At 56.3% G+C, this 24,206-nt stretch carries 27 protein-coding genes; 18 read left to right on the top strand and 9 right to left on the bottom strand.

Annotation, left to right across the window (positions count from 1 at the left end):
* Positions 1-267 precede the first annotated feature (267 nt).
* From ftsB to lpxL, 11 genes are all read left to right on the top strand, one after another.
* Complete coding sequence (ftsB, locus tag HUO07_RS16310) at positions 268-606, top strand: cell division protein FtsB (protein ID WP_008956320.1); 339 nt, start codon at positions 268-270, stop codon at positions 604-606.
* On the top strand, positions 603-1,310 hold the full coding sequence (ispD, locus tag HUO07_RS16315; protein ID WP_101145208.1) for a 2-C-methyl-D-erythritol 4-phosphate cytidylyltransferase: 708 nt from the start codon (positions 603-605) through the stop codon (positions 1,308-1,310). The genes ftsB and ispD overlap by 4 nt, the downstream gene beginning before the upstream one ends.
* Before the next feature lie 17 nt (positions 1,311-1,327).
* Entirely contained in the window at positions 1,328-1,816 is a 489-nt protein-coding gene (gene ispF / locus HUO07_RS16320; RefSeq protein ID WP_176304438.1) for a 2-C-methyl-D-erythritol 2,4-cyclodiphosphate synthase, read from the top strand.
* Positions 1,809-2,843, top strand: a complete 1,035-nt coding sequence (gene truD, locus HUO07_RS16325) for a tRNA pseudouridine(13) synthase TruD (protein ID WP_176304439.1) — start codon at positions 1,809-1,811, stop codon at positions 2,841-2,843. Before ispF ends, truD begins: the two co-directional genes overlap by 8 nt.
* A 169-nt stretch (positions 2,844-3,012) precedes the next feature.
* Positions 3,013-3,759 carry a 5'/3'-nucleotidase SurE gene (gene surE / locus HUO07_RS16330; protein WP_008956324.1) on the top strand — a complete coding sequence of 249 codons (747 nt, stop codon included), beginning with the start codon at positions 3,013-3,015 and terminating at the stop codon, positions 3,757-3,759.
* The gene (locus HUO07_RS16335; RefSeq protein WP_101145212.1) at positions 3,746-4,423 is read left to right on the top strand and encodes a protein-L-isoaspartate(D-aspartate) O-methyltransferase; all 678 of its coding nucleotides are present in this window, start codon (positions 3,746-3,748) and stop codon (positions 4,421-4,423) included. Before surE ends, HUO07_RS16335 begins: the two co-directional genes overlap by 14 nt.
* The gene (locus HUO07_RS16340; protein ID WP_008956326.1) at positions 4,420-5,379 is read left to right on the top strand and encodes a DUF368 domain-containing protein; all 960 of its coding nucleotides are present in this window, start codon (positions 4,420-4,422) and stop codon (positions 5,377-5,379) included. Before HUO07_RS16335 ends, HUO07_RS16340 begins: the two co-directional genes overlap by 4 nt.
* Positions 5,380-5,386: 7 nt before the next feature.
* Positions 5,387-6,457 carry a peptidoglycan DD-metalloendopeptidase family protein gene (locus HUO07_RS16345; RefSeq protein WP_176304440.1) on the top strand — a complete coding sequence of 357 codons (1,071 nt, stop codon included), beginning with the start codon at positions 5,387-5,389 and terminating at the stop codon, positions 6,455-6,457.
* Positions 6,458-6,622: 165 nt separating this feature from the next.
* The gene (gene rpoS / locus HUO07_RS16350) at positions 6,623-7,597 is read left to right on the top strand and encodes an RNA polymerase sigma factor RpoS (RefSeq protein WP_035558949.1); all 975 of its coding nucleotides are present in this window, start codon (positions 6,623-6,625) and stop codon (positions 7,595-7,597) included.
* A 144-nt stretch (positions 7,598-7,741) separates the two neighbouring features.
* Positions 7,742-8,842, top strand: coding sequence for an alanine racemase (alr, locus tag HUO07_RS16355; RefSeq protein ID WP_176304441.1), 1,101 nt, complete (start codon positions 7,742-7,744; stop codon positions 8,840-8,842).
* Positions 8,843-8,854: 12 nt separating this feature from the next.
* Positions 8,855-9,769, top strand: a complete 915-nt coding sequence (lpxL, locus tag HUO07_RS16360) for an LpxL/LpxP family Kdo(2)-lipid IV(A) lauroyl/palmitoleoyl acyltransferase (protein WP_176304442.1) — start codon at positions 8,855-8,857, stop codon at positions 9,767-9,769.
* 62 nt (positions 9,770-9,831) lie between these two features.
* Here lpxL and speD read toward each other — a convergent pair whose 3' ends face one another.
* From speD to HUO07_RS16385, 5 genes are all read right to left on the bottom strand, one after another.
* Positions 9,832-10,626 carry an adenosylmethionine decarboxylase gene (gene speD, locus HUO07_RS16365; RefSeq protein ID WP_176304443.1) on the bottom strand — a complete coding sequence of 265 codons (795 nt, stop codon included), beginning with the start codon at positions 10,624-10,626 and terminating at the stop codon, positions 9,832-9,834.
* Positions 10,627-10,885: 259 nt separating this feature from the next.
* Positions 10,886-11,305 carry an OsmC family protein gene (locus HUO07_RS16370; RefSeq protein ID WP_176304444.1) on the bottom strand — a complete coding sequence of 140 codons (420 nt, stop codon included), beginning with the start codon at positions 11,303-11,305 and terminating at the stop codon, positions 10,886-10,888.
* 102 nt (positions 11,306-11,407) lie between these two features.
* Positions 11,408-11,818 carry a gamma-glutamylcyclotransferase family protein gene (locus HUO07_RS16375; protein ID WP_176304445.1) on the bottom strand — a complete coding sequence of 137 codons (411 nt, stop codon included), beginning with the start codon at positions 11,816-11,818 and terminating at the stop codon, positions 11,408-11,410.
* A gap of 3 nt (positions 11,819-11,821) precedes the next feature.
* Entirely contained in the window at positions 11,822-12,502 is a 681-nt protein-coding gene (gene murU, locus HUO07_RS16380; protein ID WP_176304446.1) for an N-acetylmuramate alpha-1-phosphate uridylyltransferase MurU, read from the bottom strand.
* Positions 12,499-13,509 carry an aminoglycoside phosphotransferase family protein gene (locus HUO07_RS16385; RefSeq protein WP_176304447.1) on the bottom strand — a complete coding sequence of 337 codons (1,011 nt, stop codon included), beginning with the start codon at positions 13,507-13,509 and terminating at the stop codon, positions 12,499-12,501. The genes murU and HUO07_RS16385 overlap by 4 nt, the downstream gene beginning before the upstream one ends.
* A 70-nt stretch (positions 13,510-13,579) precedes the next feature.
* On the opposite strand from HUO07_RS16385, the gene HUO07_RS16390 reads away from it, so the two are divergent.
* The 5 genes from HUO07_RS16390 to apaG are packed head-to-tail and all read left to right on the top strand — an operon-like array spanning position 13,580 to position 19,414.
* Positions 13,580-16,030, top strand: a complete 2,451-nt coding sequence (locus tag HUO07_RS16390) for an LPS-assembly protein LptD (RefSeq protein ID WP_176304448.1) — start codon at positions 13,580-13,582, stop codon at positions 16,028-16,030.
* 39 nt (positions 16,031-16,069) lie between these two features.
* Entirely contained in the window at positions 16,070-17,095 is a 1,026-nt protein-coding gene (locus tag HUO07_RS16395; protein WP_101145221.1) for a peptidylprolyl isomerase, read from the top strand.
* Positions 17,095-18,159, top strand: a complete 1,065-nt coding sequence (pdxA, locus tag HUO07_RS16400) for a 4-hydroxythreonine-4-phosphate dehydrogenase PdxA (protein ID WP_176304449.1) — start codon at positions 17,095-17,097, stop codon at positions 18,157-18,159. Before HUO07_RS16395 ends, pdxA begins: the two co-directional genes overlap by 1 nt.
* A 53-nt stretch (positions 18,160-18,212) precedes the next feature.
* Positions 18,213-19,040, top strand: a complete 828-nt coding sequence (rsmA, locus tag HUO07_RS16405; RefSeq protein ID WP_035558921.1) for a 16S rRNA (adenine(1518)-N(6)/adenine(1519)-N(6))-dimethyltransferase RsmA — start codon at positions 18,213-18,215, stop codon at positions 19,038-19,040.
* Entirely contained in the window at positions 19,037-19,414 is a 378-nt protein-coding gene (apaG, locus tag HUO07_RS16410; protein ID WP_008956340.1) for a Co2+/Mg2+ efflux protein ApaG, read from the top strand. The genes rsmA and apaG overlap by 4 nt, the downstream gene beginning before the upstream one ends.
* On the opposite strand, the gene HUO07_RS16415 is transcribed toward apaG, so the two are convergent.
* Together HUO07_RS16415 and HUO07_RS16420 are read right to left on the bottom strand one after the other, a co-directional pair.
* Complete coding sequence (locus tag HUO07_RS16415) at positions 19,383-20,858, bottom strand: FAD-dependent oxidoreductase (protein WP_176304450.1); 1,476 nt, start codon at positions 20,856-20,858, stop codon at positions 19,383-19,385. The two genes, apaG and HUO07_RS16415, sit on opposite strands and share 32 nt — an antisense overlap.
* The gene (locus HUO07_RS16420) at positions 20,858-21,037 is read right to left on the bottom strand and encodes a hypothetical protein (RefSeq protein ID WP_176304451.1); all 180 of its coding nucleotides are present in this window, start codon (positions 21,035-21,037) and stop codon (positions 20,858-20,860) included. The genes HUO07_RS16415 and HUO07_RS16420 overlap by 1 nt, the downstream gene beginning before the upstream one ends.
* Before the next feature lie 225 nt (positions 21,038-21,262).
* On the opposite strand from HUO07_RS16420, the gene HUO07_RS16425 reads away from it, so the two are divergent.
* Positions 21,263-22,078 (top strand): symmetrical bis(5'-nucleosyl)-tetraphosphatase, encoded by an 816-nt coding sequence (locus HUO07_RS16425; protein ID WP_176304452.1) that lies wholly within the window; start codon positions 21,263-21,265, stop codon positions 22,076-22,078.
* An 8-nt stretch (positions 22,079-22,086) separates the two neighbouring features.
* Positions 22,087-23,223, top strand: coding sequence for a tRNA nucleotidyltransferase/poly(A) polymerase-related protein (locus HUO07_RS16430; protein ID WP_176304453.1), 1,137 nt, complete (start codon positions 22,087-22,089; stop codon positions 23,221-23,223).
* 4 nt (positions 23,224-23,227) lie between these two features.
* On the opposite strand, the gene folK is transcribed toward HUO07_RS16430, so the two are convergent.
* Both folK and folB read right to left on the bottom strand, forming a co-directional pair.
* Positions 23,228-23,776 carry a 2-amino-4-hydroxy-6-hydroxymethyldihydropteridine diphosphokinase gene (gene folK, locus HUO07_RS16435; RefSeq protein ID WP_176304454.1) on the bottom strand — a complete coding sequence of 183 codons (549 nt, stop codon included), beginning with the start codon at positions 23,774-23,776 and terminating at the stop codon, positions 23,228-23,230.
* Positions 23,773-24,153: a dihydroneopterin aldolase gene (gene folB, locus HUO07_RS16440; protein ID WP_176304455.1), complete on the bottom strand. Its 381-nt coding sequence runs from the start codon at positions 24,151-24,153 to the stop codon at positions 23,773-23,775. The genes folK and folB overlap by 4 nt, the downstream gene beginning before the upstream one ends.
* Positions 24,154-24,206: the final 53 nt, after the last annotated feature.

A 24,206-nucleotide genomic window follows, 5' to 3' on the forward strand; every position in this document is an offset into this window, starting at 1 on the left:
TCAGCGTCTGTTGTTCAGGTTCAGTGAGAGGGGCAACGAAGCGTTTTTCCATGGTTCTGTCCGTGTCAGAAATCCTGGCATGGATATTACACGAAAACTTTAGATCAGGTACTTATTAAAACCGACATTAAAGTAAGGCGCGGCTCGCTGGTGTTGCCCCTTAATGGCATAATGCGCGCCGATAAGCGCTCTTTAGCGGATCAGCTCAGAGGTTGATTCAGCCAGTGCTTTTAATAAACCCAGCCGATATACCTAGGGAGAGCAATGATGCGCAAATGGCTAGTGATAACATTGCTCGCGGTGGTGGCACTGCTTCAATACGAATTGTGGCTAGGTAACGGCGGCTGGAGCGATTTACAGCGTGTGGAGCAACGTGTGGCGGTGCAAGAAGCGGCCAATGTACCCATGCGCGAGCGCAATGCGCGGCTGGCGGCCGAAGTGACGGATTTAAAAAACGGTTTAGACGCCATAGAGGAACGGGCGCGTAGCGATATGGGCATGGTGCGTACCGATGAACAATTTTTCTGGGTGCCTGGTGTGGCAATTGAGAATGAGCTGATCGGTATTAATGCGGGTCTGGTCGCTCCCCAGGAGCCGGCACAGTGAGCCAAACCTGGCTAATCGTTCCTGCGGCGGGCCAAGGTCGCCGCATGGGGGCAGACAAGCCTAAACAGTATTTAACCTTGGCCGATGAACAGCCGGTGTTGGCGCATACCTTGGCTCGGCTGCATCACGCCTTTCCCCACGCCCGCTTGGTACTCTGTTTAGATGCTGATGACCGCTGGTTTTCACCAGGCTGGGTACCTTTTGCGGACTGGCAGCGAGTGCCAGGTGGCAACGAGCGAATGGACAGCGTGTTAAATGCGCTGCACGCCATGGCGGCTGAGGGTGATGATGTAGTGATGGTGCATGATGTGGCACGTCCCTGTATTACCGTGAACGACCTGCAGGCGCTCTATCAAGCCGCGTCGACACACCCCGCTGGCGCGCTCTTGGCGATGCCGGTAGCCGATACCATGAAGCGTGCCGATAACCAGAGCCTGAGCTCGCGAACAGAACCCCGGGATGGCTTATGGCATGCGCTAACGCCCCAAGGTTTTCGTTACGCGCTGCTGCGGCGTGCACTGGAAACCGCCCGCCAGCAGCAAACACTGGTAACTGATGAAGCCTCGGCAGTCGAAGCCCTGGGCGAGCGGCCGCAATTAGTAAGCGGGCGGCGCGATAACCTGAAAATTACCCACCCAGACGACTTAGCGCTGGCAGCTGCGATTATGGCGGCGCAAGCCGCTAACCTGCCTGACAGGCTTTAATCATTAGGAGCTTAGTAATGCGTATTGGCCACGGATTCGATGTCCACCGTTTCGGCCCCGGCAATCACCTGATGATCGGTGGCGTTAAGCTGCCGTTTGACCATGGCTTCGTGGCGCACTCCGATGGCGATGTGCTGCTGCACGCTGTGAGCGATGCGCTGTTAGGTGCCTGTGCGTTGGGCGATATTGGCCGTCATTTTCCCGATACCGACCCAACGTGGGCGGAGGCTGATAGCCGCGAACTGCTGCGCCATGTGGTCACTCTTATTCAGGGTCAGGGCTATGGCGTGGTCAATCTGGACGCCACGCTAATGGCGCAAGCGCCTAAAATGGCGCCTTATGTTGATGCAATGCGGGCCATCATTGCCGCTGACTTAGGCGTCGCGCTTAGCCACGTTAACGTTAAAGCCACCACTACCGAGCGGCTGGGCTTTACCGGACGCGGTGAGGGTATTGCTGCTGAGGCAGTGGTGCTACTAGACCGTGCAGAGGCGCTTAATGATTAATATGCCTGTATGGCAGCGCAGCTTAGACCCTCTGTTTGGCCCGCCTAAAGCCGGTCAGTATCGTGCTCAGCCGGAAGATTTCTGGGTTGACGAGCAACTTGATTTTACTCCCGAGGCGCACGGGGAACACCTGTGGTTGCGAGTTGAAAAACGCAACCAATCCACGTTAGAGGTGGTTAAGTTATTAAGTCGGCTTTGTAACGTAACGCCCCGTGATATTGGTTACTCCGGGATGAAGGATCGTATTGCCGTGACCCGCCAGTGGCTGAGCGTGCATCTGCCAGGGCGCGATGCGCCGCCTGACTTAGAGCAATCGCTTAATGCTCAGGACATCACGGTGGTTGAGCAGGCGCGCCACCCGCGTAAGCTTAAGCGCGGGGTTCACCGTACTAATCGGTTTGTCTTACGCCTGAGCGGTGAGGCCATAGCAAGCGACTATTTCATCAGCCGCTGGGAAGCGCTTTGTCAGTCTGGTGTGCCCAACTATTTCGGCACTCAGCGCTTTGGTCACGAAGGGCATAATCTTCAGCGCGCAGAAGCACTACTTAACAGAGGTTGGCGTAAACGGGACGACCGTCAAGGTATGATGCTTTCTACCGCGCGCAGCTTTTTGTTTAACGAACTGCTCAGCACTCGCATTGCGGATGGCACTTGGACGCAACCCCTGGCGGGCGACACCTTAATGCTGGACGGCACGCAAAGCGTGTTTCATATCGACGCCACCGATGCGACGCTTCAGGCCCGCGCCATGGCGCTGGATGTGCATCCAACGGGGGTGCTCTGGGGCGTTGGCGAAGCCGGTCAGGGTGACGCTGCTAGCTATGAAACGTATTTGCAGCAGCAGTATCCCGGCTTGTGTAGTGGTTTGGAGCGCAGCGGGGTTAAGCAGGCACGCCGTGCGCTGCGGATGCGGCTGCTGGAACCACAGCTTACTTGGGAAGCTGACGCCGTACGGCTTTCTTTTTCGTTGCCTCGCGGTAGCTTTGCTACCGCTGTGCTTGGTGAGCTGATAGAGATGAGTGGATAGCGGTGGGCGACGTCAGTCGTCAGAACGGTTATAAGTCGTCAGAATAGCTATAAGACGTTAAAAAGTTTACTAAAAGTGATGGATAGGAGTTGTCACCTTTCGCGTTTATGCTGTGTGCTTATGACGCTGGCGCTAATGACTCTTGTACATATAAAAAGGGAGAGCCACTATGCGGCGACTACTGCTTTCAAATGATGACGGTGTTTACGCGCCTGGGTTGCGTGCGCTACACGATGCGCTGCTGTCGCACGCCAATATGCGCGTGGTGGCGCCTGACCGAGACCGCAGCGGTGCCAGTAATTCGCTTACCTTGTCACGGCCGCTTTCATTGACGGCGCTTGATAACGGCTTTTATAGCGTTGATGGTACCCCTGCCGACTGCGTCTATTTAGGCGTTCACGGCGTATGGGATGAAAAACCTGATTTAGTGATCTCAGGGATTAATCACGGCAGTAACCTGGGCGACGATGTGCTCTATTCCGGCACCGTTGCGGCGGCGATGGAAGGGCGCAACCTAGGCATGACCGCGATTGCCATGTCGCTATGCGGCGAGCGCCACTTCGCTACCGCCGGAAGAGTGGCCGCCACCTTGATTGGCGCCGCGGACCAACTTTCGCTACCGCCGCGTACGCTGCTTAATGTCAATGTCCCCGATGTACCCTGGGAAGAGATCAAAGGCGTTAAAGTTACCCGCCTGGGCTACCGCGGACCAGCCGAAAAACCGTTGCCGGTAAAAGACCCGCGAGGGCGTACCCGCTATTGGATTGCGCCGGTAGCAGCCAATGCCGATGATGGTGAAGATACCGATTTTGCCGCTGTTGAAGCGGGCTTTGTATCGATTACACCGTTACAAACAGACCTGACGCGCCACCCCGCGCTTAACGATGTGCAGGATTGGTTGGATGTTTTTGCCTGATATCTCCCCTGCTGAGCTGCGCGGTCGCGGTATGACCTCACAGCGTACCCGAGACCGAATGGTCGAGCGCCTCATGCAGCAAGGCATCAACGATGCCCGCGTGCTAGAGGTCATGGCCAGTGAACCGCGTCATCTGTTTGTGGATGAGGCGCTGGCGCACCGCGCCTATGAAGATACCGCCTTACCGATTGGCTTTGGCCAAACGCTATCGCAGCCGTTTATTGTGGCGCGGATGACCGAGCTTGTGCTGCGCGCCGGGCCCCGCCGGGTATTGGAACTGGGCACCGGGTCTGGCTATCAAACGTTAATATTGTCGCGCTTGGTAGAAGAGCTCTACTCCATTGAACGCATTGGTGCGTTGTACGAGCGTGCGGCTGAGCGGTTACGGCGGCTTACGGCCCCAGCCACACTAGCAGTGGCGGATGGAGGCTATGGTTGGCCTGAAGTGGCACCGTTTGATGTTATTTTGCTAACCGCCTGCGCTCATACATTGCCCACATCGCTACTAGAGCAATTGAGTTACGACGGGGTGTTGATCGCCCCCTTGGAAGATCCCGATGGCAGCCAGTGGCTTACTCAGGTAAAGCGCATCGGCAGTGCCTTTGAAAAACGGCGGCTTGAGCCCGTACGTTTTGTACCTTTACTACAAGGAGTAGTGGATTGAAGCGGCAACCCTTGGGAATATTTTTACGTGGCGCAGGGATGGGCGCCGCCGATGCGGTACCCGGTGTGTCGGGAGGTACGATTGCGTTTATTAGCGGTATCTATGAAGAGCTGATTAACACCATCAAGCAATTTGGCCCAAGTGCGATTGGTGTATGGCGTCAAGGTGGCTGGAAAGCCCTGAGTCTCCATTTGAACCTAGCCTTTCTGGTACCGCTATTGGCAGGTGTTGCGGTTAGTCTATTTAGCGTTGCGCATTTAGCACTATGGTTGATGGAAGCGCATCCACTACTGTTGGACGGGTTCTTTTTTGGCCTTGTAGCGGCCTCCGCACTGGTGGTCGGGCAGGCAAGTAGCGGCTGGAAACTATGGTATCTGCTGCCATTGTTGGTGGGGTTAGTGCTCGCCCAAGCGTTGCCAGGCATGATGCCGCTGGTGCTGCTGCTGGGCAACGAGGCGCTGGTAGTGATGGTGGCAGGCTGCATTGCCATCAGCGCCATGCTGCTGCCAGGGGTATCAGGCAGTTTTCTATTGCTGACAATGGGGCTCTACGGCACCATCATGGGAGCAATTCGCAGCTTTGATCTGGGCATTATTATTCTGTTTGGAATGGGCTGTGTGGTGGGTTTAGCGTTGTTTTCACGCTTGTTGTCCTGGTTGTTACGGCGCCACCATACCTCGACCATGCAACTGCTACTGGGGTTTATTGTCGGTTCGTTACCGGTTCTCTGGCCATGGCGTGAACTGTTACGCTATCAAATAGGGCCAGAAGGGCAAATGATCCCTTTGGAGCACCGTTATTTGTTGCCCGCTGACTATGCCGTATTGACCGGTGCCTCGGCACAAGTAGCTGGCGTTGTCGCGCTAATGGCCTTGGGGGCACTCATTGTTGTGTTACTCAACCGACACGCGGATCGTCGGCCCATCGATACCAAGCTTGGCGCTGAAAAGGAGTAAGGTTTATATGCGTAAAGGTTATAGTCTTAAAGTACTGATGATGTCGGCGCTGGCATTAACAATTGCGGGTTGTGCCAGCCAACAAGGCGGAAGCCCTCAAGTGCGTGATTTAAGCCAAGCACGCCAAGCGGTGGAAAACTCACCCCAGTACACCGTTAAAGCGGGCGACACGCTGTATGGCATCGCATGGCAGCACAATTTGGATTATCGCCAGTTGGCGGCAATGAACAATATTGATGCGCCGTACCAAATTCGGCCAGGGCAAACCATTGCCCTGCGCGAAGGCGCCTCAACGTCATCAGTCGCCAGTAGCCAGCCTGCCGCTAATAACAATGGTGGTGGCGCCGTGGCGACCGGACTGAATCCGCAAGCGGCCTCTGTTGCGAGTGATGACCAGGAACTCGACTGGCTGTTGCCCGACGAATCCGCGATTCAACGTAACCAGCGCCTAACCGCTGAACGCGATGCCGTAGAGGCTGCGGAACAAGTGGCTGATTCTTCGCCTAGCAGTAATACCTCTGCCTCCACGCCAGAGCCTGAAGTGGTCGCAGCTGCCGAACCTGAGCCTGCCGCTCAGCCGGAAGCTGAGCCAGCGTCAGAACCTGAACCGCAGCCAGTATCAGAACCCGAGCCACAGCCTGAAGCTGCTCCAGCTACACAAAGTGCCAGCGTTGACCGCTCTTCGCGTACCTATACGCCCGCTGAAACGATCAATTGGCAATGGCCTGCCGATGGCAACGTCGTCGGGGCATTTGGACAAGGCGATAGCATCACTGCCGGGATTGATATCACCGGTGAAAAGGGGCAACCTGTTAAAGCAGCTGGGCCCGGTATTGTGGTTTATGCGGGCAGCGGCGTCAGGGGTTATGGCAACCTCATCCTTCTCAAGCACAACGACCAATTCCTGAGTGCGTATGCGCATAACGATAGCTTACGGGTCAGTGAAAATGACGTGGTAGAAGCGGGTGAAGTGATTGCGACGATGGGGGATAGTGACGCAGAAAATGTCCGATTGCACTTCGAGGTTCGCCGTGATGGCCAGCCTCAAGATCCCATGGACTTTCTGCCTTCCCGCTAATGCACTCACCGGTAGCGTGGAAGGCCAGCGTTTAACTTGGAAGTTGCCCGAATCGCTGTATTCGAGCGTCATATAACAATTGTCACATAACAATATGGTGTGCGCCTTAGAGCGCACCCCTTTGACTTTCTAAATGGCGGGTAGGCGAAACACGGGGGTAAGGCCATGAGTATGTTGGAGAAAGATCTACAGGAGGTTGACCTGGAGGCTGCTGAGGAGGCACTTGATAATACCGATGATGACATCGCGGTAGAAGAAGATGCTTTTGAAAAAGCGCTAGGGCGTGAGGATCGACAATCGACCCAAAGCTTGGATGCAACGCAAATCTACCTCAACGAAATCGGCTTTTCGCCATTATTAACGCCAGAAGAGGAAGTATATTACGGCCGATTAGCGCGTAAGGGCGACCCGCTGGGACGCTCACGGATGATTGAGTCCAATTTGCGGCTGGTGGTGAAGATTGCCCGCCGCTACCTTAACCGCGGCTTAACGCTGCTGGATTTGATCGAAGAGGGTAATTTGGGCTTGATCCGCGCCGTTGAAAAGTTTGACCCCGAACGGGGTTTTCGTTTTTCAACGTATGCCACTTGGTGGATTCGACAAACCATTGAGCGCGCGTTGATGAACCAAACGCGTACAATCCGTTTGCCGATTCATGTGGTCAAAGAGCTCAATATCTACCTGCGCGCGGCGCGCGAATTGACCCAGAAGTTTGACCATGAGGCCACTGCTGAAGAGATCGCCGAGCACCTGGACAAACCGGTCGAGGTGGTCAAAAAGATGCTCGGCCTCAATGAGCGCGTATCGTCCGTTGATTACCCGATGGGCGGTGAGAGCGATAAGCCGCTGATCGATACGTTGACCGACGATGAGGTGCAGGGGCCTGAAGCGCGTCTGGTGGATGGCGATGTCAAAGAGCACGTTGATCTTTGGCTTGATGAGCTGAGCGAAAAGCAGCGTGAAGTGGTCGTGCGCCGCTTTGGCTTACGCGGTCACGAATCCGCCACTCTTGAAGAAGTCGGTGCCGAAATTGGTTTGACCCGTGAGCGGGTACGTCAGATTCAAGTCGAAGCGCTGAAAAAGCTGCGTCGTTCGCTGGAAAAACAGGGTCTCTCGTTAGAAGCTTTGTTTGAAACTTAAGTGTTTGAAGCGCAACAAAGGTGATTATTAAACGCGCCTTCCCTCTAAGCCGAGCAAGTACCTATAGGTGCTTGCTCGGTTTTTTAACGCTGACATTTTTTGTTAATAAGCATTTATTGCTGAATCAGGTAAGTGAGAAAACCTATGCGCCCCCTTGTGGCCGATATTGATCTGGACGCGCTGCGTCACAACTATCAATTGGCGTGCCGCTGTGCGCCCCAAAGCCGCTCAGTGGCCGTTATCAAAGCTGATGCTTACGGGCATGGTGCGCTAGCGTGCGCTCAAGCGCTGGAGGCCCATGCTCCCGCGTTTGCCGTCGCCTGTATCGAAGAGGCTCTCGCGTTGCGCCAAGGTGGTATTACGAAGCCTATTGTTCTGCTTGAAGGCATCTTCAGTGCTGATGAGCTGGCGCTGGTGGACACCCACGGTTTCTGGATCGCGGTGCATAGCCAGTGGCAGGTCGATGCACTGTTGGCGACCACGCCACGCCAGCCTATCCCGGTATGGTTAAAAGTCGATTCCGGCATGCACCGTCTGGGCTTTGCCATTGAAGAGGCCACTGTCATCTGGCACCAGCTTCTTGCAGCGCCCAGTGTGGCTTCGCTGCACCTCATGAGCCATTTTGCTACTGCCGATGCTCGGGATAGCCGCTATTTCAATCAGCAAATGGCGCGGCTCCAGGGGTTGGCCAGTGAACTCGAAGCGCCGCTATGCCTGGCTAACTCACCGGCGACCCTGGCGTGGCCGGTGGCGCATGGTGACTGGAACCGGCCAGGCGTCATGCTCTACGGCAGCGATCCTTTAGAAGTCGCCAATGACATCACCCGGCAACTGAAGCCAGTGATGACTCTGCGCTCTGAAATTATCGCCCTGCGAGAGCTAGAAGAGGGCGAGCCCGTGGGCTACAGCGGACGTTGGCGTGCGCCGCGGCGTTCACGCATTGCCGTGGTTGCCTGCGGTTACGGTGACGGCTATGACCGCCACGCCCGCGATGGTACGCCAGTGCTGGTAAACGGCCAACGCTGCGCGATTGCCGGTAAAGTCTCTATGGACATGCTAACCGTGGATGTCACGGAGGTCTCCGATGCCGCCATTGGCAGCGAAGTCGTATTATGGGGTAGCGCCAGCAACGGCGAAGTACTGCCGGTGGATGAAGTGGCCCGTTACTGCGATACGATCAGCTATGCCCTGCTGACGGGGGTACTGCCCCGGGCGCCTCGGCGTTATCATGGGCGTTCTGATTAAACGGTTGTTGTTATGTCAAAATCACGTTATCCACGTTCGTTTGCCCACCCGCGTTACTGGCCCACTTGGCTCGGGATTGGCGCTATGTATGTTGCCGCCTGGCTACCCTGGCGGTTAAAAATGAGCATTGGCAAAGGGCTTGGGTTGCTCGCATGGCGCTTTGCCAAGCGGCGGCGGCGCATTACCGACACCAATATAGCGCTATGCTTTCCCGAAAAGAGCGCCGAACAACAGCGGCAACTCGTCAAAGAGTCATTTATCGCTAATGGTATTGGTCTCGTCGAAACCGCGACGGGCTGGTGTCGTAATGGCGAAAGCTTGCGCCACCGGGTTGCTTATATTGGTGAAGAGCATATGGCCCGCGCTCAGGCGCGAGGCAAAGGGGTGATCATTATCGGTGTTCACTTCTCATCGCTCGATTTAGGTGGTGCCTTACATGCGCTATTTTTCTCTGCTGACGCGGTCTATCGCCCGCATAACAACCCGCTGTTTGAGCGCTTTATGACGCGTGCTCGTGGACGCAACTTTGGGGTCGCAATTGACCGTTACGATCTGCGTGGGGCTGTACGGCAGCTTAAGGCAGGCCGGATGGTGTGGTACTCGCCGGATCAGGATTTTGGCCGCGATGTCAGTGTGTTTGCACCGTTGTTTGGTCAGCAGGCTGCGACGATTCGGTTAACGGCCAAGCTTGCGCGTATGACCGGCGCGTCGGTGGTGCCGATGATGTTTCACCGCAACCCCGATAATGCTACGTACACTATCGAGAGCCTGCCAGCGTTAGAAGGGTTTCCGAGCAATGACGAGGTTGCCGATGCGACCAAGGTCAATCAATTTATTGAGCAGGCAATTCGCAAGCACCCGGAGCAATATCTGTGGCTGCATAGACGCTTTAAGACCCGCCCCGAAGGCGAGCCCAGCGTTTATTAAACCCATATAAGCGCCACAAAAAAAGCCAGCGTTAGCTGGCTTTTGGCATTCAGAGGCGACGCTTAATCCAAATTGCGGGAGTAGAAAATCTCCAGCATCTCTTTACGCAAACGGCTCTCAATATCACGCGCTTCTTCAAAGGTAATATCGCGCCGGGACGTACCGAACAGGTAATTTTCCAGCTCGAAATCTTTGAGCAGCATTTTGGTATGGAACATGTTTTCCTGATACACGTTTACATCCATCATCTGATACGCATGCTTGGTATCTTCAGCAAGGTAGTCTTGGATGGAGGTAATGCCGTGATCAATAAACAGCTTCTTGCCGTCTACATCACGGGTAAAACCACGTACCCGATAATCCATGGTGACGATGTCGGAGTCGAAGCTGTGAATCAGGTAGTTCAGCGCTTTAAGCGGACTGATATGACCACAGGTCGAGACATCAATGTCCAGGCGGAAGGTGCTGATGCCGTTGTCAGGGTGCGACTCAGGGTAGCTGTGCACCGTAACGTGACTCTTATCTAAGTGCCCAACCACCGTTTCTGGCAGTGGGCCGGGGCCCGGCTTAATCTGCTCAGGCGCGGCGTCATCCAGCTCATGCTCGGCAATCAGGATTGTCACGCTTGCGCCGTGGGGCTCATAGTCCTGGCGGGCGATATTTAGCACATGAGCGCCAATAATGTTGGTGACGTCTTTCAGAATCTGCGTCAAACGTTCGGCGTTGTAAAGCTCATCGATATAGTCGATATAAGCCGAACGCTGCTCTTCGGTTTTAGCGTAACAAATGTCGTAAATGTTGAAGCTCAAAGAGCTTGTCAGGTTGTTAAACCCGTGGAGTCGGAGATTATCTGTCATGTCCGAGCCTCCTTATGGCAGGTGAAGACACCCCGACGAGCCAGCGCCGGAACCGATAAGACGTTGCCACCATCGCTGCGGTGTAACCCCACCCGATAAAGCAGGGCGGTGACAGCACAGGTGAAGGTAAAACAAGCGGGCGTATTATGCCCGTCAAGGCGATTGCTTGCATCCGACTGAACTACTTTTTTTGCCGCCGCGGTTGGGCAAGCGGCGACGCTAGGCGAGAGAGCCAAGCGCTGCCCGTGCAAACAGCCGCTCAAGCCTCGACAATCTCAAAAGAGTGAGTGATCTCTACGCCGCCATTAACCAGCATGATCGATGCGCTGCAGTACTTTTCAGCGGAGAGTTCAACGGCGCGCTGAACCTGCTTCTCTTTCAATGCATGCCCGGTCACCACGAAATGAACGTGGATCTTGGTAAAGACGGCGGGCACTTCATCAGCGCGTTCGGCGTCAAGTTCCGCGACGCAGTCGGTGACATTGGCACGCGCTTTATCGAGAATGTTCAAGATGTCAAAAGCGGTGCAACTGCCCATGCCCATCAACAGCATTTCCATGGGGCGGGGCCCTGTATTGCGGCCACCGTGGTCGGGCGGGCCGTCGATGACAACGCTGTGCCCGCTACCGGATTCCGCCACAAATTGACGGCCTTCTGTCCATTTTACCCGTGCTTTCACGCGGCTCTCCTCATCTAGGCGACGAAAGGTAAGTCGCGCAGCATAACATTTCTTGGCCTGCGCGCCTCTTCTCAACGCCCCTGTTGTTCATCACCGGCATTATTAATCATGGTCAGTGTAGGGCATCTCCCAACCGCCTTCGCAAATGGCTCGCTTACTCGCCACTCCCGGATTGTAAAGATAGACCCAGGCACGACCAAAACGGGTGGCTATTTGCTGGCGGTCATACTCGCCCTGCGCGGGGGCGTTGATACGGTAGTCCTCCAGCCGGTCTAGCTGGGCCAGGTGGCCAATGTTGACCTCATAAACCTCTATGCTAACGCCTTTGGATGGCTGCCGCTTGGCACCAGGGTAGGGGCCGATATCGTAGAGCGTGAGGGCGCGGGTGGTGTCGCTCCCCAGTCGCCTGGCGCCGTTTAACCAGTGGGCGTTGTTGAAACCCTGCTTCAGCGTGCCATAGACCGCTACGCGGGGCGTATCAGCGATTGCCGCACGTAAATAGTCCAGATGCATTGACTAGTCCTTCCCGCGCTGTCGTGGGAATTGAAGCTGGCTTTCCAACGCTGCTAAACGCTCAGGCGTGCCTACATCGACCCACTGCCCTGTGTAATGCTCACCACTCACCCGTTGGTTATCAATGGCGGCCCTAAGCAGTGGCGCTAATGCAAAGGCGCCCTGAGGCTGCCCGGCTAACAGCGCTGGATGAATCACACTGATGCCCGCGAAGGTCAACCGCTCCTTGCTGGTTTGATTAACGCGCCCTCCCGCTAGCCCAAAATCGCCGCCGGGGTGGTGAGAAGGATTATCTACCAGCACCAAATGCGCTAAATCATCGCCCCGCAGCGATTGCAGGTTGGGCAGCGCTTCGCACCAGACATCGCCGTTGATAAGTAGAAAGGGGGCTTCACCCAGCAGCGGTAGGGCTTGCTGAATACCGCCACCGGTTTCCAAAGGCTCTGTTTCACGGCTCCAATGAATACGCAGCCCAAAGGCATCGCCATTACCCAGGGCATCAATAATCTGCTCGGCACGGTAGCTGACATTAATGACGACTTCATGAATCCCCGCTTCGTGAAGACGCGTCAGATGATGCACGATGAGCGGCTTACCCGCGACGGGTAACAGGGGCTTGGGGCAGTGGTCCGTGAGCGGTCGCATCCGCTTGCCGAGCCCTGCGGCTAAGATCATTGCTTTCATTGCGTCATTTCCGCTAGTCGTTTCATGAGGGCGGGGCGAAAGGTGAGCGTGACCCACTCAGCGAAATCAGCCTGCTCGGTCAGGAACGAAAGGCTATCCTCTAGATGATCCAAGAAGTGCGGCAAGCGCTCAAGATAGCCACTTTTTTGATCGCGCAGCGTTAAACGGCAAAATATGCCCAGCACTTTCAGCGAGCGCTGAGCGGCCATGGCATGGCACTGGATTAGGAAGGTGGCAAAATCGACCCGGCCAGGAAGGCGGCCATCGCGGCGGGCCTGCTGATAAAACGCGTTGACGAAGTCGCTAAACTCCTCATCGCTAAAGCGGCAGTAGCGCCCCCGCAACAATGAGATAAGGTCGTAGCTTAGCGGGCCTGCCACCGCGTCCTGAAAGTCGATCATGAATAAACGCTGGTCGTGTACCATCAGGTTCATAGCATCGAAATCGCGGTGCACACTGACCACCGGCTGGGCCAGCGCTTGCTGAATAAGCTGCTCGCGCAGGGGTTGCCAGCTTTCGGGTGGCGATAGCTTCAGCCAAGCACCCAGGCACCATTCGGGAAACAGATCGAGCTCCCGACCAAGCAGCGCCCTATCATAAGCGGGCAATGATTCGGGGCTGGCGCGGTTTTGCAGCTCGGCGATGAGCGTTAGGGCCTGCGCATGATACGCCTGTGTGGTAGCGTCGTCGGTAAACAAGTTTTGTAGCGGTGTGTTGCCCAGGTCATCAAGCAGCAGGAAGCCGTCCGCCAAGTTGGCGGCATGCACCTTGGGTACCGCCAAGCCTGCGCTGTGCCAGCGTTGGGCGATGGCGACAAAAGGGTGTGAGTCCTCCTGTTCAGGCGGGGCATCCATTACTACCTGGGTGGAGCCGCCGGGTAATGTGAGGCGAAAATAACGCCGGAAACTTGCATCGCCCACGGCGGATGAAAGCGTAATATCGGCCTTGGAAAGGCCGTTTTGTTGGGCAGCCCACGTGGTGAGGGCGTTAATCCGATAAGAGGACATGCAAGCTCCTTGCTGGTCGGGCATCATGCGGGCTGTATAATACCGATTCTGGATGCCAAGGATAACGAACATGGGCAAGCGATTTTCGCGCACGTTGCCAGTTGCGCATACGCTGATGGGCAGTTTGCTTGCTGGCGCCTCGTTTACGGCGGTGGCTCAAGGTCAAGACATGCCCGCGGAAGCGTTAGATTGGCAAGCCTGGGGGGAAGAAGAGGCGGCCAATCAATTGTGCCGAGGGCGCTACGTGATGCCCAGCTACCGCTTACCCGCGGAAGAGAACCCGGAAACCCTCTCGCTTGAGGCCAGCGACGTCGATTACGCCGCCAATGGCGAGGCGTTGTTGCGCGGTGATGTGGTGCTTCGGCGCGGCAACGAGGAAGTAGAAGCGGAGCGTGTCTTTTTACCCGCCGACCGTGAGCAGGTCGATGCTGAAGGCAATATCGCCATACGTGATGGGCGTGCATTGGTGCGCGGCGAGCAGGCGATGCTGAGGCTAAACGAAGACCGTGCGACGTTGGGGAATAGCCATTATGTGCTTTACGACCAGCACTTGCGCGGTCAAGCAAATCAGTTAGAGCAGACGGCAGAGGGCGAGTATCGTCTGCAGGACGCCAGTTTTACCACCTGTGATCCAGGCGCCAATAGCTGGGAACTGGTCAGCAGTGATATTCGCCTGAACCAGGCCGAAGGCTTTGGCACGGCCCGCCATGCGCGATTACAGGTGAAAGATGTGCCGGTGTTTTACTGGCCATGGCTACGTTTCCCCATTGACGATCGTCGTCACACTGGTCTGCTCTCCCCATCGATAGGTTTTTCATCGGATGGTTTTGATTACGCCCAGCCGTTTTATTGGAATATCGCCGCTAACCAAGATGCGACCATCACGCCGCGCTGGATGAGCGACCACGGGTTGCTAATGAACGGTGAGTACCGTTACTTGTTTGAAGAGAGTGCGGGCATCGTCGAAGGCGGCTATTTAAATAGTGATAACGGCGGCTCCGGCGGTGGAGAAAATCGCTTTGAAGGTGAGGATCGTTGGTATGTGGATGCCCGCCATGCAGGGCGGGTAAACGAGCGTAGCAATTACCGGCTGCGCTATGGTGCGGCCAGCGACGGGCGCTATTTTGATGACTTTGGTGGCGAGTTCGGTGAAAGTGATCGCGCCAGCATGGAGCGCTTGGCCCAGGTCGATTACCGTGGCCAGCGCTGGCAGTTAGATGCCCGTGCCCAAGGCTTTCAGCGTCTGGAAGACCCGCTCAGCGATAGCGATAAGCCCTTTTATCAATTGCCGAGCCTGAGTGCCAACGCGAACTGGCAGTTCGACAACGGCCTCTACACCCAGTGGCGCTCTAATGCGACCTATTTTTGGCGCGATGTGGATGAGCGCCGTGTGCCGGAGCGTGAGGCGGCCACCGGTAGCCGATTGCACCTTACGCCTGTTGTTGGCTGGCGCTTTGAACGGCCTTGGGGCTATTTAGAGCCGCGTACTGAACTGTGGAACACCGCCTATGAGTTGGATTATGGCGAGCGAGAAACGGAGCGGGGTGACTCGCCCAGCCGCAGCATTGCGCTGACCTCAATCGATAGCGGGTTGGTCTTTGAGCGCGAGCTGGCCCTCGGCGGGCGCGACTATCGCCAAACCTTGGAACCGCGTCTGAACTACGCCTACGTGCCACGTACCGATCAAACTGAGCTGCCGGACTTTGACAGTCGCGAACGTGTGTTCTCCTGGGATCAGCTTTGGTCCGTCCAGCGCTTTTCCGGCACTGACCGCGTGGGTGATCTCAACCGGCTCTCTTATGGCGTGCAGTCGCGCCTACTTGAGGATGCGTCCGGTCGTGATCGACTTTCGTTTGGGGTCGGGCAGAGTGTTTACTTTGATGATCGCCGAATCGATAGCGAAGGCGATGCGGATACGCTGCCGGATCGGCCGGAAGAAAACCCCAACGTTAATCCTGAAAGCTACTATCAGGCTACCCGGGATCGTTCACCACTAGTGACCCGCCTTGATTGGCAAATTAATGATCGCTGGAGCAGTGGCTACGAATGGCTCTACGATGATCACCGTGATCGCACCGAACGCTCAAGCGTTGATGTACGTTATCGCCATCCCGAAGGGCACGTAGTGAACCTTGGCTACCGTTGGGAGATCGAAGGATTTGACCCGGGTGTGTTGCAGGGCGACGACGGTTTTCGCGACTATAACCGTGAAGAGTGGGATCTGTCGTTTGCCTGGAAAGCCAGCACTAGCATTGATTTGATCGGTCGCTACCTTCACGATCAAACCAATGACCGCTCGCTTGAGCAGCTGGCAGGCGTGCAGTGGAATAACTGCTGTTATGGCCTGCAGCTTGTTTGGCGTGAATGGGTCGATGACGATGATACTGCCCGCATTGATGATGATTTTAATGATCGCGGGCTATTTTTGCGCTTCGTGTTCCGTGGCTTAGGTGGCGTTGGCCAGAATGCGGACAGCTATTTTGAACAGACCATTCCTGGCTATCGTCCGACCGCCCTGTAAATGACTTCCATAGAATGGCTAATGAAAGAGACGTTTGTAATGAAAATGAGAAAGCCCTTGCTAGGCCGAATGAAGCAGCTCTCTGCTGGTAGCCTACTCGCCCTCTGCGTTGGCGCTGGCCTTGCGTTGGCCCCACTGACGCTCCAAGCGCAAAATTTCCAATCCACCCAGCGTCAGGCATTGGATAGTGTCGTGGCCGTGGTCAATAACGATGTGATCATGCGCAGCGAATTGGATGATCGTATGGCGCAAATTGAGCAGCAGGCCCAGACGCAGGGCGGTAATCTTCCTCCCCGCTCCCAGCTTGAGCGGCAAGTGCTAGAGCGTATGGTGATGGAAGAGATTCAGCTACAAATGGCGGAAGATGCCAGTCTGACGATTGATGATACTGAGCTAAACGGTCAAGTGCGCTCGATTGCCGAATCCAACGGCATGACGCTGGATGAGTTTGCTGATGCGGTGGAAGCTGACGGCATGACGCTGGCGAGCGTGCGCGAAGATATTCGCCGCGAAATGCTGATGCGTCAGGTGCAGCAGCGCCAAATCAGTAATCGTGTGACGGTTAGTGATCGTGACGTTGAGCGTTTTCTTGACCAGCAGCAGGGGCAGGCCGGCGAGCAGAACTTCATTGAAGAGACGCGGGCCCGCCACGTATTAATCGAGCTGACGCCTAATCGCGATGAAAACCAGGCGCGTGCGCGAGCTGAAGAAGTGCGCCAGCGCTTGTCTCAGGGTGATGATTTTGCCTCCGTGGCGCGCGAGTATAGCGATGACAGCGGCACTGCACTCAACGGGGGTGAGCTTGGCTGGGTGCGCCCAGGGCAAACTGTTCCTGCGTTTGAGGAAGCAATGCGTGACCTAGGCGTTAACCAGATATCCCAGCCGGTGCGCTCTCAGTTCGGCTACCACGTGATTGAGGTGGAAGAGCGTCGCCGCCAGAACGTTACTCAGGAGAGTCAGCGCGAGCAGGTTCGCCAAGCGATCTTCCAGCGTCGCGCGAACGAAGAGCTTGAAACCTGGCAGCAAGAGATTCGCTCACAGGCTTTTGTTGATGTTCGTCTCTAATGGTAGCTGGGACTTCAAGGGCTGATAGCGCGCTGCCGGTGGTCATCACCACCGGCGAACCAGCGGGCATCGGTCCTGAACTAACGCTAATGCTTGCAGCCGGGGGGGGGCTTCCTCCAAATACCGTGGCCATTGGCGATCCGGAAATGCTGCGCCAGCGCGCAATTGCGCTGGGGCTGGTTGTTACGGTGGTAGAGTGTTCGGTGGGTGAGTGCCCAAGTGGCGACAATGCCTTACCTGTTTGGTCCGTCGCTCTTAATGCCCCTTCCTCGCCAGGTGTGCTTAATCCAGCTAACGCCGATTACGTACTTGCCACCCTGGCAATGGCGGTCGATGCTTGTCAACACGGCCTCGCCGCTGCCATGGTGACCGCACCGCTGCACAAAGGCGTAATTATTGACGGCGGTCACCCTGGCTTTACCGGCCATACCGAATGGCTGCGTGATGCCTGTGGCGTTGATGACGTCGTGATGATGCTGGCCACCGACGCGGCGCTACATGCGGCATCGCCAAGCTGGCAGGGTAGTGGCGATTTACGTGTTGCTCTGGTGACCACACACTTGCCTCTGCGCAACGTCGCCGACGCTATCACCTTTGAGCGGGTCACCTGCATTAGTCGCTTACTGGCGATTGGTTTGCAGCACCAGTTCGGGATTGCTAAACCGCGCATTGCAGTGTGTGGCTTAAACCCGCATGCCGGTGAAAATGGCCACCTGGGCCACGAAGAGCTGGATATTATTATTCCCGCGCTTGATGCCCTTCGCGCTGAGGGAATGGATATCCTTGGCCCGTTGCCCGCCGACACACTATTTACCCCGCGGCACTTGGCAGGTGTCGATGCAGTGTTGGCGATGTACCATGACCAGGGCTTGGCAGTGTTAAAATATGCAGGCTTTGGTCAGGCTGCCAATATTACCCTGGGCTTGCCATTGGTACGCACTTCGGTCGACCATGGCACCGCGTTGGATCTGGCTGGCAAAGGCGTGGCAGACCCCGGCAGCCTGAAAGTCGCTATCGCCCTTGCACGCCGTCTATCTACCCAGCGGTTGTCTGCTACTGTCTAGCGTTTGCTGCGAAATACTCCCGATTGAATCCGCACTCCAAGGAACACCGTTTGATGTCTACTGTGCCCCAACACCGCGCTCGTAAACGCTTTGGTCAGAACTTTTTGCGCGACCTTGGCATTATTTCGCGGATCGTTCGTGCCGTTGGCCCGCGCTCGACGGATCGCCTTGTCGAAATTGGCCCAGGGCAGGGTGCACTGACCGAGCCGCTGCTGGAAGCGGCAGGGCATTTAGAAGTCATTGAGCTCGACCGCGATCTGATCCCTGGCCTGCGCGTGCAGTTTTTTAACTACCCCGACTTTGTGATACACGAAGGCGATGCGCTGAAGTTTGATTTTGCCGCGCTGAAAGGCGATGGGCCTGCGCTGCGCGTGGTGGGTAATCTGCCTTACAACATCTCCACGCCGTTGATAATTCACCTGCTTGCCGCAGGAAGTGCGATAGAAGATATGCACTTCATGCTGCAAAAAGAAGTCGTTGAGCGCTTGGCTGCTGAACCGGGCGGTGCTGATTGGGGGCGTCTTTCGGTCATGGCGCAGTACTACTGTAGTGTCGAGCAGCTATTTATTGTGCCGCCGGAAGCCTTTGTGCCGCAGCCCAAGGTTGAGTCGGCCATTGTGCGTTTAACGCCTCATGCGACCCTGCCTCATACAGCAGAAGACCCCACGCTGCTGTTTGAGTTGGTAAAGCTCGCGTTTGGACAGCGGCGCAAAACGCTGCGCAATAACTTTAAAGGGCGCGTGAGCCCTGAAATCCTTGAAGAATTAGGTATTGATCCTATCCGCCGTCCGCAAACACTGACGGTCGCCGAGTACGTGGCGATTGCCAATCGAGTCGCCGCCGATGAGCAGGCGAGCAGTGAGCGGGGCAGCCAAGCGTGAGTGGTCTAACTATCGAGGTAAACGTTGCGCCTAGCTACCGTGCCGATGAGTCCAATGATGCGGAGTCGCGCTACGTCTTCAGCTATACCATCACCGTCCATAATCAAAGCCCCCATAGCGTGCAGCTCATGGCGCGCTACTGGAAAATCACCCAGGGTAGCGGCGAGTGCCAGGAAGTGCGCGGCAAAGGCGTCGTCGGGCAGCAGCCGCTGATTGGCCCTGGCCAGAGCTTTCGCTATACCAGCCGTGCCATTCTTCAAACGCCGGTGGGAGTCATGGAAGGCGCCTATACGTTGCTAGACACATCTACGCAACGCGCGTTTGAAGTGGCTATCACACCGTTTAGGTTGGCGGTACCGCTCCAGCTTCACTAGATGTCTGCGTTAACCTGCTCTCCAGATGATCGCAAAGCCGCAGGGCCAGCTGCACTAGCGTTAATGTAGGGTTGGCGTGCCCCGCGCTGGCAAACACGCTGGAGCCCGCCACGTAGCAATTTTCCTGGGCAAATAGACGGCAGTCGGGGTTAACGATACCCGTCTCGGCAGCAAGGCTCATGCGCGTGCCGCCCATGTGGTGACGTCCAGCTAGTTCGCCTTCCGTGGGCAGTTGCACAGGCGTATCGGCAAGCCAATCAGCCATCTGTAGTCTGCCCACCTCATTGTCACGTAGGTATTCACCCAGCAGCAGCATGCTCTCGCGAATGGTGCGGCGATCCAGCTCAGACTGCTGCCATACCAAGCGGCTGCGGGGAACGCCCAGTTCATCCAGCTCATCGCTCAGTTCGATACGGTTCTCAAAGCGCGGCTCCTGTTCCCAGGCGGCTCTTAATACCACGCCATGGATTACCTGCCCTTGGGCTTGCCAGACACGTATCCGTCCCGCCAGCGTAGGGGCTTGATCAGCGAGCTCATCAATCAGCGCCTGAGTGGTTTCAGTGTTCATACGGTGCAAGCGCAGCCCACAGTTGAGTATTTGACGTGAATCGAGGGATGCAGCAGTGGGGGAGAGAAACACGTTGTATTCGTCGTCTAGCCCCAGCGCCGCTGGCTTGAACAACAGTGCCTTGCCCACCGTGGCGTGAGGGTGCTCCATCCAGTAGCGCCCCAGCGTGCCCGCCTGCGGTATTAGCTGTCCATTGGCTTGCTGGTTGCACCACAGCAACAAACGTGAGTTTTCGATACCGCCGCAGGCGAGCACAAAATAGCGCGCATGTACCAAGCGGTAGTCCCCTTGGTAATTCTTGAAAGTGGCACTGGTGACGTGGCCATCTTGGGTTTCCAGTGCCACTAGGTTGGCCGTTAAGCAGCACTCAAGCGTCATCGAATCGCGCAGCGTAGCGGCAAATTTATCTTTCAGCCGTGTCGGGTTGCCCAGAGAAAAATAGATGCGTTTAAACCCAGCCCCAGCGATGGATTGGTCTGCGGGCGTCGTCGCCAAGTCGAGTAACTTAGCGGCAGAGCGGTAGTAGGGTGAAAGCGCATCACGGCCAATGGGCCAAGCTGTCTCGCTGGCAGCTGATTTGGCGGTGAAGTCATAGCGATCCAACGGACGACAGACGCCTCCCCAGTGATTGGTCGAGCCACCTAAATGGCGTAGGCGAGCGCCATATAAAGGAATATAAGGATCGCCGATAGTTTCGCCCCGATAGCACTCCTGAGATCGCTCGCTGTAATCAGCATCGCCACCTTCGCACAGCAGCACACGGTGTCCCCGCTCCGACAGGGTGACCGCCATGGAAATGCCTGCTGCACCCGCGCCGATAATGCATACATCCACAGCGTCGCGCTGTTCGCTGATAGCCTCAAAATCAATATACATCAGCGGTCGCTAGACTTAAGCAACCAACCGTTCACCACCACCGACGCGGTAGGTGGGGAAGGTTTAGCGGTAGACGCTTGAGCGATCGGCAAAAGCGTTTTACCGGGCAGCACTACGGCGCCGATGCCCGCCAGGGTAACAACCCGCAGTAGTCCACGCCGCGTATGATCCATAGCCATATGAGTATCGTTTTCCTTAACAGTAGTGACGAGGCAGCCATGCTTATGAAAGGCGATTTCGCTGCTGGACGTGTCTCTTGAGAGCGCCTGCGCGCATTTTTATAGTGATCCACGTTCGCTACTTTCACCAGTGTTAATCATCAAGATAAATAACCGACGGCAGGCAGAACAGGCAAGTGAGGTGGTAGTATTTAGCCCATTCATTTCATTAAAAAGGCCTCACGCATGAGCACCTATGCGATCGGCGATTTACATGGCTGCCATGCTGAATTCGTAGCGCTGCTGGAGAAACTCAGTTTTAACCCTGCGCGGGATACGCTTTGGCTAGTCGGCGATTTGATTAATCGCGGCCCCGGTTCTTTAGCGTGCTTGCGGGAGGTGCGCGCGCTCGGTAGCGCCGCAAAAAGCGTATTGGGCAATCATGACTTCCATTTGCTGGTCGTGGCCCGTGGTGGCGGTAAGCTTAAAAAAAATGACACCCTGAGCGATATTCTTGGTGCCCCTGACCGGGAGGAACTGCTGGATTGGCTTCAAAGCCAGCCCCTTAGCGTGTTTGAGCACCGGATACTAATGACCCATGCCGGGCTGCTGCCCCAGTGGAGCGTTCCTCAGGCCGAAGCGCTCGGGCGGGAAGTTCAGGCGGCGCTAGCGAGTGAAACATCAGGGCAGTTTTTAACCCAGCTATTCGGTAACCAGCCGGACATCTGGCGCGACGATCTAGAAGGCATGGACCGGCTACGTTTGATTGTGAATGTGTTCACTCGGATGCGCTTTATTGATGCCCAAGGGCGTTTAGAGTTTGCCGCGAAAGAGGGGCTTGATAGTGCCCCAGAAGGTTTTCTACCTTGGTTTCAATACCCGCGTGCCGATGATATTCAACTGCTGTTTGGCCACTGGGCTGCCCTTGAAGGGGAGACTCCTCAGGCGCAGGTGCCCGTCGAGGCGCTTGATACAGGCTGTGTTTGGGGCGGGCGATTAACCGCGCTAAACCTGACCAATGGCGAGCGCACTAGCGTGCCCAGTCAGCAGCGGGGGAGATAGGGAAAACAATGGAAAAAAGTGACACTAACAAACGGAGTGACCCCCGTTTAGCAGGCCTACAGGTTTATCGTGTAGGCGGCGCGGTGCGTGACGCTTTGCTGGGTTGGTCGGTTGTCGATAACGATTGGGTCGTGGTGGGGGCGACGCCAGAGGCCATGCGCAAGCGTGGTTTTAAGCCAGTGGGTCGCGACTTCCCGGTTTTTTTGCACCCAGAAACAGCTGAGGAGTATGCCCTTGCCCGCACCGAGCGAAAGTCTGGCCACGGCTACGCAGGGTTTGATGTTCACGCCAGCCCCGATGTCACGCTGGAAGAGGATTTGTTACGCCGTGACCTAACCATCAATGCAATTGCCCAGAGCATTGAGGGGGAGTTAACCGACCCGTTTAATGGGCAGGGCGATATTGAACAGCGTGTGCTGCGGCATATCTCATCGGCGTTTAGCGAAGACCCGCTGCGGGTACTGCGTACCGCGCGCTTTTTAGCCCGCTATGCATCGCTGGGATTCACCATTGCTGATGAAACCCTGGCATTGATGCGCCAAGTGAGCCACAGCGGTGAACTTGAGCATTTGGCCGCCGAGCGGGTGTGGGTGGAAACCGAAAAGGCGCTGGGCGAACCGAGCCCGGACGTTTATTTCACCACCCTAGAGCGCTGCGAGGCGTTGCCTATCTGGTTTCCCGAACTCATGGGGTCGGTGTTGCCACGAGGTTTAGCTGCACTGGATCAAACGCCTCGAAATAGCACGCTAGCAGTGGCCCACTGGCGCTACGCGCAGTTGGTGTCACCGCTCACCGCCGAACAGCGTGATGCCTTAGCAACGCGGTTAAAGTTGCCCAACGGCGTGGCCCAGCTTGCCCGCCATACCGCGCTCACTCATACGCTGCTTGCCGCGCCACTGGATGGCCCGAACGTGCTGCATTGGCTGGAACGATTGGATGGCTGGCGCAAGCCCGAGCAGGTCGAGGCGCAGTTGGCATTAGTGAGCGTGCTGGCGCCGGAGCAAGTGGAGCGGCTTGGCAGCGCTTGGCTAGCGGCTCGCGAGGTGAGGCCGCAGGCGTTAATGGCGGAAGGATATCAAGGGGCGGCGCTGGGTGAGGCAATACGCGTGCGGCGCGGGCAAGCCGTGGCGGTAGCACTTGAGTAGCCGGTTATCGACGGGCCGCTGCCAAGCGAGGAAGCTCGTCTGACTGAGAGATCCAGCGGCCACGCCAGCTAAAATCAACCGCCCAGAGGCGTTGGCTGCCTAGTTCGAAGGTTTTCCATAACGAAGCGTAAGAGGTGTCACACAAGGGGTGGCGTTCAGTGGGTAGCAATTCAGCAAGCGGCTGCAGCACGAACGCATTATGAGTGATTTCGCTGCGTGGCAACGTGACATCATCGATGGTGCCGCAGAGGCTGCCCACGGTAAGCAAGTCGATATCCAACGCGCGGGGGCTGAATTTAGCAGTGTCGGGAAGGCGACCGTGTTCTATTTCCAGCTGCTTACTCCAAGCCTGAAGCTCCCCGGGTGACCAGTCACTGTGAAAGGCTACTACCAAATTATAGAAATTGCGGCTGTCGGTAAAACCCACTGGCTCGCTTTCAAAAACACGTGAGATTTGCAGCGAGCCAAAGGTCTCCGCGAGCGCATCAAGGCAGTAGCGGATATGCCGAGTGGGATAAATATTGCTGCCTAAGCTGACAGTAACCAGCTTCATGCGCTGGGCTCCTGCGTTACCTCTGGTAAGGCGCCGCGGGTAATTTCCAAACCGACGCTGGCAGCGTTGGGCACTGCACCGGGTTTACGCACGGTCAGGCGCAACCAGCTAATTGGGAATTCTGTGCGCAGGCATTCTGCGAGGCGTTCGGCGAAAGTTTCGACCAGGGCGAATTGATGATCATCGGCAAATGTCTGGATGCGCTGACAAATGGCCGCGTAATCCAGCGTGAGGCGTAAATCATCGGTGGCTGCCGCTGAGCGAATGTCGGTCGCCAACGCCAAATCTAAGCTCAGAGTTTGTTGAATCGAACGCTCCCAGTCATAGACACCGATAACTGTGTCGACGGTTAACGCTTCAATCAAAATGCGATCCATCTGCCTTCCCCCAGCTGCAACAAGCGGGCGATTGTACGTTAGGATGGGGCTAA

The organism is Vreelandella maris (genome assembly GCF_013371085.1).
GTDB classification, from domain to species: domain Bacteria; phylum Pseudomonadota; class Gammaproteobacteria; order Pseudomonadales; family Halomonadaceae; genus Vreelandella; species Vreelandella maris.